Here is a 13,011-nt window from a genome sequence, read left to right as displayed (position 1 = left end):
GGACGTGCTGTGTTGCCAGTGTCGAGGCACGGATGCGCAAGCACCAAACTTTTCTCAGACTTTCTCAATGCTCCTTCTTGACGTCCTTGTAACTAAAGGGAAAACTCTTGCGCAAGGAGGTCAACGATGACAGGAACGTCGCATCCCACCATCTCGGATGTCGCTCGCGAGGCGGAGGTCTCCATCAGCACCGTCTCCAAGGCGCTGAGCGGGACGGGGCGGATGCGCGAGGAGACGAGAGCGCGCATCTCCGAGGTGGCGGAGCGGCTCGGCTACACGGCCCGCCCTCCGCGGCGCGAGCCCCGCGCGGCGCGCTCCTACACGATCGGGCTGCTCACGACCGACAGCTTCACGCGCTTCGCGATCCCTCTGATGCTGGGAGTCGAGGACGCTCTGAGCACGGGCAGGATCTCCGTGCTGCTCGCCGACGGGCGAGGCGACCCGATCCGCGAGAACCACCATCTGCAGACTTTCCTCGCCCGCCGGGTCGACGCGATCATCGTCACAGGGCGGCGCGCCGAGGCGCGCGCCCCCATCGGCATCCCCACGCGCGTGCCCGTGTGCTACGTGCTCTCCCCCTCTCAGCGCCCCGAGGACCTGTCGATCGTCATCGACGACGCACAGGGCGCACGTCTCGCGACCGCGCACCTGCTCTCCCTGGGGCGGCGCAGGATCGCCTACGTCTCCGGCCCGCAGAAGCATCTGTCCGCACGTCTGCGGCATGCGGGCATGCTTCAACAGCTGAGCGAGGCCGGCATCGAGCCGCAGGAGGGATCGGTGATGTGGGGCGAGTGGTCGGAGGCCTGGGGACGGCAGGCGGCGAGCATCCTCGCCCGCTCCCGTGTCCCCTTCGACGCCGTCTTCTGCGGGAGCGACCAGATCGCCCGAGGAATGGTCGAGCAGCTCCAGCTGGAGTCGATCCGTGTTCCGGAGGACGTGTCGGTGGTCGGCTTCGACAACTGGGACGTCATGGCGCTGGCATCGCGCCCGATGCTCACCACCGTGGACGCGCGGCTCGACGATCTGGGTCGCCTCGCGGCGCAGTCCGTGCTCTCCCTCCTCGAGGGCAAAGAGCTCAGAGGCGCGATCGCGCACGAGTGCGAGCTGATCGTGCGCGAGTCGACCTCGGTGCTGCCGTCATGAACGACACATCATGGCCACCGCCGCTGGTGCGGCCGGAGGCCGTCGTCCGCCTCTCCGCGCACGTCCACGTGATCCCCGACGGAAGCGTCCCCGGCGTTCCCAACGTCGGCTTCGTGGTCGGCGACAGAGCCGCCCTCGTGATCGACACCGGCATCGGTGAGCGCAACGGAAGCGCCGTCCTGCGGGCGGCGCGTGCACTCGCCGGCGACCTGCCGCTGCGCCTGGTGACCACGCACGTGCATCCCGAGCACGATCTGGGCGCGCAGGCGTTCCCCGCCGATACCGTGATGCTCAGGGCGAGGTCCCAGCTCGACGAGATCGCGGAGACCGGGCTGCGGGTCGCCGACGACTTCCGGCTGCGCTCCGCCGACTACGCCGAGCTCCTCGACGGAGCGCGGTTCCGCAGCGCGGACATCGTCTTCGACGATGCGCTGGAACTGGATCTCGGCGGCGTCACCGTGCTCCTGCGCGCCATGGGCCCCAACCACACGCCGGGGGACACGGTCGCCCTCGTCGTCGAGGACGGAGTCCTCTTCTCCGGGGACATCGCGATGAAGCCGACGCCGTCGTTCGCGAGCGCCCGGTCGAGCATGCGCCGATGGCTGGAGAGCCTGGACGAGCTGGAGGCCATGCGTCCGCGGGTCATCGTCCCCAGTCACGGCCCCTTCGGAGGCGTGGAGCTGATCGACGCCTACCGCCTGTACCTCCGCCAGGTGCGCGCCCTCGCCGAGGATGCCCACCTGGCGGGCCGCACCCCGGAGCAGGCCGCGGAGGAGATCGTGCCGGAGCTGATCGACGCCCACCCCGACGCCGGACGCATCGCGGGCGCGATCCGAGCGGCGTATCGCGAAGCCGAGACCGCCGAGAAGACAGGAGAGCACGAATGAGAAGCGAGACACCCTTGATCGTCGCGGGGGCAGAGCTGGAGCGCCTCGCCACCGGGGCGACCTGGAGCGAGGGCCCGCTGTGGATCCCGAACGAGCGGGCTCTGCGCTGGAGCGACATCCCCGGCGACCGGATCCTGCGGTGGGATGCGACCACCTCCGAGGTCACCGTCCACCGTTCCGCCGTGGAGTTCACCAACGGAAGGATGCTGGACCGCGACGGCAGCGTCGTGCAGTGCTCCCACGGACGCCGGCGTCTGGAGCGCGAGGCGCCGGACGGGACGCTCACCGAGATCGTCGCGCACTGGGACGGGCATCGGCTGAACTCGCCGAACGATGTGGCGCTCGCCCCGGACGGCTCGTACTGGTTCACGGATCCCGACTACGGGATCCGACAGCCGCAGGAGGGGCATCCTGGCGACCGCGAATACGGGGACTGCCGAGTGTTCCGCTGGTCGCCGGAGGACGGGATCGCTCCGGTGATCGACGACGTCGACCGCCCGAACGGCATCGCCTTCTCGCCCGACGGACGCATCGTGTACGTCACGGATACCGCCGCAGGCCTCGACGACGGGCCGGGGCACTGGATCCGCGCCTACGACGTGACCGGCGCGACCGCCACGGCAGGCCGGCACTTCGCCTCGGTCGAGGTCGGAGTCCCGGACGGGATCGCGGTGGACGTCGAGGGCCGGGTCTGGTCCTCCGCGGGAGACGGCGTTCACGTCTTCTCCCCGGACGGCGAGGAGGTGCTCTTCGTGCCGATCCCCGAGATCGTGGCGAATCTGTGCTTCGGAGGGGACGACGGCACGGAGCTCTTCATCACCGCATCGACGAGCCTCTACCGGATCCGGACGACGACCACGGCGCCCCCTCGGTTCTGAGGCAGCCTCCGCGCGGCATCCGGTCACGGTTCGGGTGAGGAACACCGGCTTGCCGTCACCGGAACCGTGACCGGGAGGGACGCATCTGTGTTCGGATGAGGGCATGAGCACCATTGATCCGGATGCCGTTCGCAGAGCCGAGGCCGATCGCGTACCCGGCTGGCGCGATCTGCGCCTGCCAGTGCTGGGCGTGTTCCTCCTGCCGACGGTACCTGCCTTCCTCCTGCCGCGGATGATCGCGAACGCCGCCGAGAACGACATCTTCGATGCGGCGAGCGTGCTCGCGCTCGTCTCCATGGTCGTGGCCGCCGCCTTCGGCATCCTCGCGTTCCTTCGATGGACTGCGCTGGCGCCCCGCAATCCCGCGCTGCCGGGCATCGCGGCGCCTGCCAGCCTCGCGCTTCTCGGCGTGGCGCTCGGAACGAGCCTCAGTCCTATCCCGCCCGCATGGATCCAGATGCCACAGCCCACCCCGGCAAGCATCATCACCGGGGTACTCGGCATCGCGCTGCTCGTCCTGTCTGCATTCGCGCGGCGCTCACGCCTTCACCGGCTCGCGATCGAGGATGAGATCATGCGCTCGGCGCCACCCGTAACGGGGACCGTGACGAACCAGGGGTACGACGTGATGCCGACGGAGGCGAGCGCGTTGCTGACGCAGGTCACCTATGCCTTCGAAGATCAGTCCGGCACCCGGCGCTATGTGCGGCTCGGCACCGCGATCCCCGTCAACGATCCGGTCGTCGATGGGGAGAGGGTGGACGTCTGGTTCGATCGACGGGAGCCGTCCGATCGGAAGCGCATCGTCGTCCGGCGCAGGCCGCGGAGCTCACGGTCCTGACGACGTGCCCGCTCCGGAAAGGCCGGTCGCGCCGATCCGCGAGGTCACGACCCGGTCGCCGGCGTGGGGGTTAGCATTCAGGGATGACGACCCCTCCGCCGATCGACGACGTCCCCATCGACGGCGAGAGCATCCGCCTCGGTCAGTTCCTCAAGTACGCCGGCCTCCTCGACTCGGGCGGCGACGCCAAGGAGGTCATCATCGACGGGTTCGTCTCGGTGAACGGCGTCGAGGAGCGTCGTCGGGGACGTCAGCTCCGGAGCGGGGACGTCGTGACGTTCGAAGGGCGCTCCGCGCGCGTGGCGGGCTGAGACGGAACGTCCGACGCGCAGTCGGCGATGGGAGGATGATCGCATGACCCGCATCCAGCACACCGTGAACTTCCGCCTGATCCATCCGAAGGGATCGGACGGCGAGAGCGCATTCCTCGCCGACGCGCGTCACATCCTCACCTCCATCCCCGGCGTGGAGGACTTCCGCGTCAACGCCCAGGTGAGCGCGAAGAGCGATCTCGCCTTCCAGTTCGCCATGGGCTTCGCCGATCAGGGCGCATACGACGCTTATGACGGTCATCCGCTGCACGTCGCCTTCGTCGCCGAACGATGGGTGCCGGAGGTCGCGGCCTTCCAGGAGTACGACTACATCGAGATCTGAACCGGCGGGAGCCCGCGCGCCCTGTGGCGCGCCCGAACCCGCGCAACCGATTGTCGGAGACGCCGGGCACCATGGACCCATGGTGGATGGCTATGCTCCCGACTTCCTCTCGGTCCCGGTCCCGCTGCCTACGCCGCGCAGCGTGGTGCGGCGACTCGACTACCCGCGATTCTCCGTGCTCCTCGATCCCGGCCGCCGGCTCGCGGCCGTCACGGCGGTCAACATCGACGGAACGAGCCTGCGCAGCCTGCCCCGCTCCGGCGAATGGCGGCTCGACCCGCGAGTCGGCGAGGACGAGCAGACCGGGGCCTCCGTCTACGCGCGGAATGATCTCGACCGTGGGCACCTCGTGCGCAGGCGCGATCCCGGATGGGGGGACGAGGCCGACGCCGAGGCGGCGATGAGAGCGACGTTCTTCTACCCGAACGCCGCGCCGCAGGCAGCCGGCTTCAACCAGTCCAAGGAGCTCTGGCTGGGCCTCGAGGATCATGTGCTCGCCTACGCCGAGGCGACGCGTCAGCGGATCTCGGTCTTCACCGCGCCCGTGCACGGCGCGGACGATCCGCCCTATCGCGGGATCCGCGTGCCGCTGCGGTTCTGGAAGGTCGCCGCCTGGCACGGTCGCGACGGACTCGCCGCCGCCGCGTTCCTTCTGGATCAGTCCGAGCTCGTCGACATCCGCGAAGGCGTGCTCGCACCGCCGCCGCTGGGCGGGTTCCGGACGTTCCAAGTGCCGGTCGCGGACATCGCCGGATCGACGGGCATCGAGTTCGGGCCGCTCGCGGCCGCCGACGTGCTCGCCGGCGCGCGGCAGGTCAGGGGTGTCGTTCGGCATCCGTTGCGGACGCCGAGCGACATCGTGCTTCGCGCCCGCAACTGACCGAGAGACGGGGTCACCGCTCGCAGTGCTCGATTGCATCAGCTAGCCTCGGTCGGAACTCTGGAGCGCCGCCCTTGGCCGGATGCCGGATGGCGACCGCCCGGCTGGACGTTCGAAGGGCGCTCCGCGCGCGTGAAGGGCTGAGCGACGGACGTTGGGCTTTTCACGCGCCCCGCATATGAGGCAGTCTCTCTGGGAGTGCACGATGCGGCCCAGCCACCGAGGCCTCAGGTTCGAGAGCCTCCAGCTCCGCCCCGACCGAAGGCGCCTTCTCAGCCCAGCGCACCTGCCGCGAGATCGCGCACCACGTTCGTGAAAACGCCAAGACCCGCCAGCATGTCGTCGTCGGTCGAGAACTCCCGCTCGTTGTGCGAGATCCCGTCGACACTCGGGATGAAGACGAGCACAGTCGGCGCCACGTCCTTGACATTGGTCGCATCGTGGCCCGCGAGGGTCTTCACCCTGGCATGACGATAGCCGAGCGACTCCGCCGCCCGCTCGACGAGGGCGATGCCTTCCTCGACGAAGGGACCACTGCGCCAGACCGTGCTCGAGAGGATCTCCACCCGGGTCCGCGTCCTCTCCTCGATCCTTGCAAGGCTCTCCTGGAGCCTGGCGAACGCCGTCTCCAGGAGAGTCGTGGACTCTGCGCGAAGGTCGACGAGCATCCGCACCTCTCGGGCAATGGTCACCGGCGAGTTCGGCTCGAGGTAGAGCTCTGAGACCGTCGTGTGGAGCTGCTCCGGCTCGAACTCCTCGATCAGCTCGTTCACGGCGGTGACCACGTGGGCAGCCCCGAGGAGAGCATCCCGACGATCCGCCATGCGCATGCTTCCGGTGTGCCCCTGCTCGCCCCGCACGACCATCTCGTACTTGAAGGCGCACCAGGTGGACGCGACAGCGCCGATCGTGACACCCGTCTCCTCCATGGACGGCCCCTGCTCAATGTGGATCTCGGCATACGCAGCGATCTGCGGCAGCTCGAAGTCGCCGTCCGCCGCCATGCTCGTCAGCGCCTCGGCGACCGTCGTGCCGCGCGGATCTGCCGTCGCGAGCGCAGCGGCCAACGACAGCTTGCCGGTCGCCACCGCTGAGCCCATCATGCTCGGCTTGAAGCGGCTTCCCTCTTCGTTGAACCAGTCCACGACGGCGACGTTGTACCTCGGCGACGTGCCCGCTGCGAGATGCGATTCGATGACCTGGAACGCGGCATGCGCGGCGGTGAGCACGCCGTACGCGCCGTCGAAACGCCCCGCGAGCGGCTGGCTGTCAAGGTGAGAGCCGAAGAGCACGTAAGGTGCGCCCGGTATGAACTCGTACAGACCGAACAGGTTGCCGATCGCATCGACGCGAACCGTGAGACCGTGGTCGGCGAGAAGAGCGCAGAACCAGGTGCGCACATCATGGTCTGCCGCGGTGCCCGCCTGCCGGTCGACGCCCCCGCCGGAGGTCGCACCGAATTCCGACATGGCGGCGAAGTCGTCCAGGAATGCACGCCGCGCAGCGTCGTTCGCGCCGTTCATGTCCAGTCCCGCACGAGTTCCATCGTCGAGCAGTGCAGCCCGCCGCCGTTCTTCAGGATCTCGCGGTACGGGACCGTCAGCACCTCCACGCCGCGAGCCACGAGCCGATCGGCCGTCCGAGGGAGGTGGTCGGGCATGAGCACCTTGCGCCGGTCGAGAACCAGCAGATTGCTCGCCCACTCCTCTTCCGGATGCACATCGACGAGTTCGATGTCCAGGTCCTCGAGCGCTGACATGTAGTCGTACGGGGCGAGGCGCGGATTCACCAGGGCCAGATCGTCGTCGACCATGGATGAGCACATGTCGAGGTGGATGACATAGCCCGGCAGCGACACTCGATGAAGCGTGATGTCGTGAATCCTCAGAAGCACTGCGAGCTGGTCGAAGCCCGCGGCCGTGGTCCGCACCGATGTGCCGAGGAAGGCGGTGTGCCTGCGGACCTTCACGAAGGTGCCGCCCTCGACGACACCCTCCCCCGTGATCGTGCCGAGGATCGGCATTCCCGCATTGGCGACGGCCTTGGCTATCGTCTGCTCTTCGCCGCGACGCATGCGAGCTGCGGTCCGCGTGATGATCGCTCCGCCAGGGATCGTCACAACCGGGTCTCGCGTGTAGACCGCTTTATGGAAGGTCGGCAGATCTTCGGCGTACACCACCTCCACTCCCTGCGCCCGCAGCAGGCTGGCGAAGGTGTCGTGCTCGTGATGGATTCGCTCCATGTCCGGCACCTCACGACCGGTCCAGTAGCCGCGGCGATCCGGGTCAACCAGGGCATCGAGATCCGAGTCGTACATATCTGCCGTGAGGTCAGCCAATCCGGCCGAGGGGCGTCGCATCAGGACCATGCGCAGACGTCCCACCTCGTCCGCCGCGCCCCATCTTCGCCCCCACGTCATCTCGAGCTCGCCGGGGTCCGCGAACCCAGGGCTGCCTTCCGGCCCCAGCAGCCGGTGAAACCTGCCGTCGGAGACCTCCATCGTCGAGTCGAACTCGATGTCACTATCCAGCATCGCGCTGATTTCCTCTCTTACTGGATGCGGTGGTGCACGCTCGGTGCGATCAGCTCTTGACAGCGCCGGCCAGAACCTCTGATCTAAGCCAGCGCTGGCTGGCGAGAAAGAGCACGAGCACCGGGATGAGCATGATGACGGCCGCGGCCGCCGAAGTGGTCGCATTGGACTCCCTGGCCGACGGCATGGATGCGACGACCGCCGCGATCGTCTGACTCGCCGACGCGGGCATCATGACCAGCGCGATGATGATGTCGCTCCACATCATGAAGAAGTTCATGACGAACACCGTGACGAGTGCGGGGGCGCCCAGCGGCAGCACGATCGACACGAACGAACGCAGCGGGCCGGCGCCGTCGACTGCCGACGCTTCAAGCAGCTCGTCCGGGAAGCCCTGGTAGTACGCCGTCATGAAGAGCGTGCCCCACCCCGTGAAAAGGGCGGCGTAGACCAGCGACAGTCCCGTATAGGTGCCCAGGTATCCGAACTGAAGCGCCTGATCGAACAGGGGGACGGCCAGGGACGTCACCGGCACGGCGAAAGTGCACGCCAGCACGCCCATGATGAGCCGGCGCAGAGGCACGCGCATCTTCGCGAGGGCGAATCCGCATGCGGTCGCGAGCACCGTCGCGATAGCGGCGCCGAGGGGTATGACGATGATCGAGTTCAGCATTCCGAGCCCAAGCCCGTTCTGCCATGCACCGATGAAGTTCTCGAGTGTGAAACCCCCTCCGACACCCGACGGATCCGCCAGATAGGCGTCGCGGGGGCGGAACGACAGTCGGATCACCCAGACCAGGGGAAACACGACGAGGAGAGTGGCGAGACCGATGATAAAAAGCCCACCGGTGCGGGACACCCGCGACTGGGTCAGTGCCATCGGGTGCGTCATCGCTTCTCACCTCCGAAGCGTCGGAATAGCTGGACCACGGCGACCACGACCAGCAGAACGAGGATGCCGACGACGGAGATCGCCGCTGCGACGCCGAACTCCCCGAGCACGAGCGCCCTCTGGTACGTCGAGTAGTCCACGGTGGTGGAGGCGACCCCCGGTCCGCCCCTGGTCAGGGCGAAGATCCAGGAGAAGAACGCCGTAACGGTCGACAGCGCCAGAAACACACTCCAGAAGCGTGTCGCCGGAATGAGCTCGGGGCGCAGGATATGCCAGACGACGTGCCGCCAGTGCGCGCCGTCCAGCACTGCAGCCTCGATCGTCTCGGTCGGCACGGTCGACAGCGCACTGGAGTAGAAGAGCACACCCATACCGAACAGCCCCCACAGGATCACCATCACGACGGTCACCAGAACCCATGGGTCCTCCGACACCCAGCCGACCGCGAGGAAGTCCAGCCCGATGAGCCGCAGGAAAGCATTGGCCGGTCCTTGATCGCTGAGCACGATGCGGAAGATGAGACCGATGACCAGCGGAGGCATGAGCGCCGGAACCAGAAAGAGCCCGCGGAAGACCCCGGCGGTCCGCCATCCGTACAGGACCACCGCGACGATGAACGGACCGACGACCCAGACGGGTATGCCGAGCAGCAGGATGAACGTGTTGAACACGATCCGGCGGAAGTCCGGCCACGTCGCGAGGTACTCGAAGTTGGCGAGTCCCACCCAGGTCGGTGTGGTGAAGCCGTCGTAGTCGGTCATGGCCAGGTAGAGCAGACGCACGAGCGGGAGCACGATGAAGAAGACCACGACCGCCAGAGCCGGCACGACGAACAGGAGCGCGCCGAGGTTGGCGCCCCGCCGGAGCCGAGGGCGTCTCCGATGGGGACCGTCCGACGCGCCGCCGCGCCGCTCGGCGGGCACGCCCTCGCCCGATGTCGATGGGACGCTCCGGCGTGAGAGAACCTGGCCCGAGGTCACGAGCTCAACGCTCCCAGAGCTCGAATCGCACGCAGCCGGGTGACATCGCGGTCACTGCGCGCTTCTCCCCTCGCCCCTCGTCGAGGACGACGGTGTCACTGAAGGTCGCTGAGGGGAGACCCGCCTTCGCCTGGTCAAGATCGTCAACGTAGAAAGCTCCGGCGAAGAACCCGCCGCGAAGCGGCCAGCTCGGGCGTTCCGTCACGGTCTCCTCGGGATAGTCGAGAAGCTCGATCTTGTGATGGCGACCCGCGTCGGTGATGTTGATGCCATGCAGGGGCGTGTTGCGCGGTGTGTACATCAACCGCTGCATCTCGTCGTTCCACTCCTGATGGGTCTCGTTGGTCCACGCGTCGCCATCAGACCCCGACACGACGAGGAGGCCCGCCTCTTCCGTCCAGAATCGACGCTCGAGCTCCGCGTCCTTCACGACCCAGACGTGCATGAGCACCTCCGAATGGGTGCGCGCAGGATCGTCGACGAGCTTCGTCGGCCAAGGCTGGTCGGTCGCGACCGTGTCGGTCAGGAACACTCCGAGTTCGTCGGGACCGAAGAAGAGCAGTTCGTAGTTGCGATTGCCCTCAGCTCCATATCCGACGAGGGGCGAGAAGCGGTCGGCGCCGGCGGCGCGCAGGATGTCCATGCTCAGGGCAAGGTCACGCGTGTAGTAGTCGATGCCGTAAGGACCGTACTTCAGAGGCTCGAAGGCCGGAGCCGAATGGGGCGTCTCGATCAGGCGGATCGTGGTGTCGATGCCTGGCTCGTGGAGGACGATCTGGGACAGCTCGGCGTCAATCCCGTATAGCACCCTGGCGGCTGCGCGCGGAATCGGCGACACACGCACGGGCTGCGCCCCGAACACGCTGAAGAACGCGGCCATGCGGCCGACGTCGGTGGTTCCGATGATGGTGGTTTCTGGATAGGTGAGGACGGGCATGTGTACGGCCTTTCGGGGGACGGCGGGTGAGAAGGGAGTCAAGGCTGGGTTCAGTCGGCGGACTGCTCGGCCTGAAGCTGGGCGAGGAGGTCGTCGATCTCACCCTGAACAAGAGCGGTGGGCAGTCGCGAGTAGAAGGTGCCGGATGCTGTTCCGTTGAAGAAGTCGAAGGGGATCTCGTTCGTCTTCTCGGTGTCGATCCAGTCCTGGATCGTGCGTGCCGTCGCGGACCCGGCGATCGCCTCGACATCGACGTCGCCGCGATTGGGCATCTGTCCGCCGATGCGGAGCGCGGTCTCCTGCGCCTCTTTGGAACCGAGGTAGTTCACCCAGGACAGCGCGGCGTCCGGATTGGCGGCGTCGGCGTTGAGGCAGAACATCGTGTCGGGCGTGACATAGGCGGCTTTGCCCTCCGCTTCGGGATGCGGCGGCGGAAGGAAGACGCCGACGTCCTCCGCCGGCAGAATGCGCTCGAAGTCCGCCCAGGTCGTGATGGTCGTGGGGAACATCGCTGTGTTTCCCTGCGCGAAGTCGCCGGTCGCCGAGTCGTCCTCCTTGTCGAGGAAGGAGGGATGGAACCACTCGTCCTTCGCCATCCTAGACACCGCCGTCAGCGGCACGCGGAACCGGTCATCCTCGATGGAGATCTCACCACGGCGGAAGGCATCGATATCGTCCACATCCGGCAGGAACTGCACCGTGATGCTCGCGCTGAGGTAGAAGCCGGTATACCCGCGCGACATCGCCAAGGGGATGATGCCTGCGGACTTCAGCGCGCGAACGATCTCCTCCAGCTCTCCCCAGGTCTCCGGCGTACGGTCGGCTTCAAGCCCCGCGCGCTCGAAGAGCCGTTTGTTGTAATACCAAGCGCCGCCCTGGTTGCCGATCGGGACACCGATCTGCGATCCTCCGGGTTCGAGGGTCGTGTAGTCCCACAGCGACAGACTGCCGTCGAGGTCGGGGAGCATGGAGCGCGAGAAGGGACGCAGCACGGGGAAGGCCGCGTCGTGAAGAGTGCCGGGATAGAGTTGGACCAGATCGGCCAGCTCGCCGGCGCGAGCGCGTGTGAGCGATGCCGTGATCACCTGGTCGAAGGCGAGATTCTCGAGCTCGAGTGCCGCATCCGGGTTCGCATCGAGCCATGCCTCCCGCAGGGCGAGCATCGCTTTGCCTTTGGGTGTTGAAGCATCACCTCCCGAGATCAGGATCTGGCTGACGGATCCTGTCGAGGTTCCCGCAGGAGCGACGGTCGGCTCTCCCGCGGTCGGCGCAGCCCCCACGGGGCCACCCGCCGGAGCGCACGCAGCAAGCAGACGCGACAGCGCGAGAGCGCCCGCGCCAGCGAGTGCGCCGCGCACGACCGTGCGCCTGCTCAGCTGTACGTTCACGAGCGGGGCATTGAAGTGGTCGTTTACCATACAGACTCCTTGCACTCGTGAAGATGGCCGGGTGCCGTCCTCCGTGAGCCAATTGTGTCTGCCGGATTCCTCGGATGTCAACTGTTATGCATCCAAAGTTGTCTGCTATGCAATTTGCCCGGAGACGTCCCCATGACCGAGGAGAGCGATCTGTCCCGGTTACGCTGCGCAGAATGGAAAGCATCTGCAAACAATAGTTGTCAATGTGCATCCCCAGCAGGCGCACAACGCGCTTGTTAAGTCTGTGTTACGCCCCCGCGACTGATGATACGACCCAAGCGTGACGCCCAACGTGGTATCAATCTGGAGTACCCAAGTTGCCGCCACGGCGCGGCGGAACGAACGGAGAGACGAGTGGTCAGAGGCCTTCCCATAGAATCCCCGGCCTCGAAAGCCGCGATCGGGAGCCGTCTGCGGGCTGCAAGGCAGGCACGCCGCCTGACGATCGCGCAAGTGGCCGCGAGCACGGGACTGACGAAGGGGTTCATCAGTCGCATTGAGCGCGACGAGACCTCTCCTAGCGTTTCGACCCTGATCGCGATATGCGAGGTGATCGACGTGGAGATCGGCGGCCTCTTCGCCACGACCGATGCCACGTTGGTCCGTATCGGCGAGGCTCCGCGCATCAACCTCGGCGGCGTGGACGCCACGGAACTGCTCCTGAGTCCTCGGCACAACAGCCGCTTCCAGGTCATCCGGTCGTCTGTGGAGCCAGGAGGAAACGGCGGCGGCGACCTTTACACCATCAGTTCCGACCTCGAGCTTCTGCACGTCGTGCAGGGCACTGTGACCGTTATCTTCAGCGACGGCGAACTGGAACTCGCGTCCGGTGACTCCGTCACCTTCGACGGCCGCGAGCCGCACCAGTGGCGCAGCGAGACAGGTGCCGAGCTGATGTGGGTACTCGTGCCTGCCGCGTGGAGCGGCGCCACCTGAGCATGGACGAGGCGCCGGCTCACCGCCGGCGC

General features: G+C 67.0%; 14 protein-coding genes. 8 read left to right on the top strand and 6 right to left on the bottom strand.

The features are described 5' to 3' along the window. Positions 1 to 126 precede the first annotated feature (126 nt). The 7 genes from ACYVGQ_RS04825 to ACYVGQ_RS04795 all read left to right on the top strand — a co-directional run bounded on the left by ACYVGQ_RS04825 (position 127) and on the right by ACYVGQ_RS04795 (position 5,283). The gene (locus tag ACYVGQ_RS04825; RefSeq protein ID WP_460783404.1) at positions 127 to 1,143 is read left to right on the top strand and encodes a LacI family DNA-binding transcriptional regulator; all 1,017 of its coding nucleotides are present in this window, start codon (positions 127 to 129) and stop codon (positions 1,141 to 1,143) included. After that, on the top strand, positions 1,140 to 2,030 hold the full coding sequence (locus ACYVGQ_RS04820) for an MBL fold metallo-hydrolase (RefSeq protein WP_460783402.1): 891 nt from the start codon (positions 1,140 to 1,142) through the stop codon (positions 2,028 to 2,030). Before ACYVGQ_RS04825 ends, ACYVGQ_RS04820 begins: the two co-directional genes overlap by 4 nt. Then, positions 2,027 to 2,908, top strand: coding sequence for an SMP-30/gluconolactonase/LRE family protein (locus tag ACYVGQ_RS04815; protein WP_460783401.1), 882 nt, complete (start codon positions 2,027 to 2,029; stop codon positions 2,906 to 2,908). Before ACYVGQ_RS04820 ends, ACYVGQ_RS04815 begins: the two co-directional genes overlap by 4 nt. Positions 2,909 to 3,011: 103 nt before the next feature. Continuing rightward, the gene (locus tag ACYVGQ_RS04810) at positions 3,012 to 3,749 is read left to right on the top strand and encodes a hypothetical protein (protein WP_460783400.1); all 738 of its coding nucleotides are present in this window, start codon (positions 3,012 to 3,014) and stop codon (positions 3,747 to 3,749) included. Positions 3,750 to 3,832: 83 nt separating this feature from the next. Continuing rightward, on the top strand, positions 3,833 to 4,060 hold the full coding sequence (locus tag ACYVGQ_RS04805; protein ID WP_460783398.1) for an RNA-binding S4 domain-containing protein: 228 nt from the start codon (positions 3,833 to 3,835) through the stop codon (positions 4,058 to 4,060). 43 nt (positions 4,061 to 4,103) lie between these two features. Beyond that, positions 4,104 to 4,403, top strand: a complete 300-nt coding sequence (locus ACYVGQ_RS04800; protein ID WP_460783397.1) for a Dabb family protein — start codon at positions 4,104 to 4,106, stop codon at positions 4,401 to 4,403. A gap of 79 nt (positions 4,404 to 4,482) precedes the next feature. Beyond that, a complete protein-coding gene (locus ACYVGQ_RS04795) occupies positions 4,483 to 5,283 on the top strand; it encodes a DNA/RNA non-specific endonuclease (protein WP_460783395.1) in 801 nt (266 codons plus the stop codon). Positions 5,284 to 5,555: 272 nt separating this feature from the next. Here the strand turns inward: ACYVGQ_RS04795 and ACYVGQ_RS04790 are convergent, their stop codons facing one another. From ACYVGQ_RS04790 to ACYVGQ_RS04765, 6 genes are all read right to left on the bottom strand, one after another. After that, positions 5,556 to 6,806 (bottom strand): M20 family metallo-hydrolase, encoded by a 1,251-nt coding sequence (locus tag ACYVGQ_RS04790; RefSeq protein ID WP_460783393.1) that lies wholly within the window; start codon positions 6,804 to 6,806, stop codon positions 5,556 to 5,558. Further along, positions 6,803 to 7,816: a dimethylarginine dimethylaminohydrolase family protein gene (locus ACYVGQ_RS04785; protein ID WP_460783392.1), complete on the bottom strand. Its 1,014-nt coding sequence runs from the start codon at positions 7,814 to 7,816 to the stop codon at positions 6,803 to 6,805. The genes ACYVGQ_RS04790 and ACYVGQ_RS04785 overlap by 4 nt, the downstream gene beginning before the upstream one ends. 49 nt (positions 7,817 to 7,865) lie before the next feature. Then, positions 7,866 to 8,708: a carbohydrate ABC transporter permease gene (locus ACYVGQ_RS04780; protein ID WP_460783390.1), complete on the bottom strand. Its 843-nt coding sequence runs from the start codon at positions 8,706 to 8,708 to the stop codon at positions 7,866 to 7,868. Continuing rightward, positions 8,705 to 9,631 carry a carbohydrate ABC transporter permease gene (locus ACYVGQ_RS04775; protein WP_460783389.1) on the bottom strand — a complete coding sequence of 309 codons (927 nt, stop codon included), beginning with the start codon at positions 9,629 to 9,631 and terminating at the stop codon, positions 8,705 to 8,707. The genes ACYVGQ_RS04780 and ACYVGQ_RS04775 overlap by 4 nt, the downstream gene beginning before the upstream one ends. A gap of 61 nt (positions 9,632 to 9,692) precedes the next feature. Beyond that, positions 9,693 to 10,625: a hypothetical protein gene (locus tag ACYVGQ_RS04770; RefSeq protein WP_460783388.1), complete on the bottom strand. Its 933-nt coding sequence runs from the start codon at positions 10,623 to 10,625 to the stop codon at positions 9,693 to 9,695. A gap of 50 nt (positions 10,626 to 10,675) precedes the next feature. Beyond that, positions 10,676 to 12,043 carry an ABC transporter substrate-binding protein gene (locus ACYVGQ_RS04765; protein ID WP_460783387.1) on the bottom strand — a complete coding sequence of 456 codons (1,368 nt, stop codon included), beginning with the start codon at positions 12,041 to 12,043 and terminating at the stop codon, positions 10,676 to 10,678. A 354-nt stretch (positions 12,044 to 12,397) separates the two neighbouring features. Here ACYVGQ_RS04765 and ACYVGQ_RS04760 point away from each other — a divergent pair, with 354 nt between their 5' ends. Next, complete coding sequence (locus tag ACYVGQ_RS04760) at positions 12,398 to 12,979, top strand: helix-turn-helix domain-containing protein (protein ID WP_460783386.1); 582 nt, start codon at positions 12,398 to 12,400, stop codon at positions 12,977 to 12,979. The last annotated feature ends 32 nt before the right edge of the window (positions 12,980 to 13,011 follow it).

The organism is Microbacterium tumbae (assembly GCF_054780175.1).
The sequence above is the reverse complement of the archived record's forward strand: the minus strand, read 5'-3'. Positions and strand labels throughout refer to the sequence as shown.

What these genes read in the sequence shown, in the direction of transcription:
- ACYVGQ_RS04825 (WP_460783404.1), top strand. Translation starts at nt 127, where the DNA reads ATGACAGGAACGTCGCATCCCACCATCTCGGATGTCGCTCGCGAGGCG.
- ACYVGQ_RS04820 (WP_460783402.1), top strand. Translation starts at nt 1,140, where the DNA reads ATGAACGACACATCATGGCCACCGCCGCTGGTGCGGCCGGAGGCCGTC.
- ACYVGQ_RS04815 (WP_460783401.1), top strand. Translation starts at nt 2,027, where the DNA reads ATGAGAAGCGAGACACCCTTGATCGTCGCGGGGGCAGAGCTGGAGCGC.
- ACYVGQ_RS04810 (WP_460783400.1), top strand. Translation starts at nt 3,012, where the DNA reads ATGAGCACCATTGATCCGGATGCCGTTCGCAGAGCCGAGGCCGATCGC.
- ACYVGQ_RS04805 (WP_460783398.1), top strand. Translation starts at nt 3,833, where the DNA reads ATGACGACCCCTCCGCCGATCGACGACGTCCCCATCGACGGCGAGAGC.
- ACYVGQ_RS04800 (WP_460783397.1), top strand. Translation starts at nt 4,104, where the DNA reads ATGACCCGCATCCAGCACACCGTGAACTTCCGCCTGATCCATCCGAAG.
- ACYVGQ_RS04795 (WP_460783395.1), top strand. Translation starts at nt 4,483, where the DNA reads ATGGTGGATGGCTATGCTCCCGACTTCCTCTCGGTCCCGGTCCCGCTG.
- ACYVGQ_RS04790 (WP_460783393.1), bottom strand. Translation starts at nt 6,806, where the DNA reads ATGAACGGCGCGAACGACGCTGCGCGGCGTGCATTCCTGGACGACTTC.
- ACYVGQ_RS04785 (WP_460783392.1), bottom strand. Translation starts at nt 7,816, where the DNA reads ATGCTGGATAGTGACATCGAGTTCGACTCGACGATGGAGGTCTCCGAC.
- ACYVGQ_RS04780 (WP_460783390.1), bottom strand. Translation starts at nt 8,708, where the DNA reads ATGACGCACCCGATGGCACTGACCCAGTCGCGGGTGTCCCGCACCGGT.
- ACYVGQ_RS04770 (WP_460783388.1), bottom strand. Translation starts at nt 10,625, where the DNA reads ATGCCCGTCCTCACCTATCCAGAAACCACCATCATCGGAACCACCGAC.
- ACYVGQ_RS04765 (WP_460783387.1), bottom strand. Translation starts at nt 12,043, where the DNA reads ATGGTAAACGACCACTTCAATGCCCCGCTCGTGAACGTACAGCTGAGC.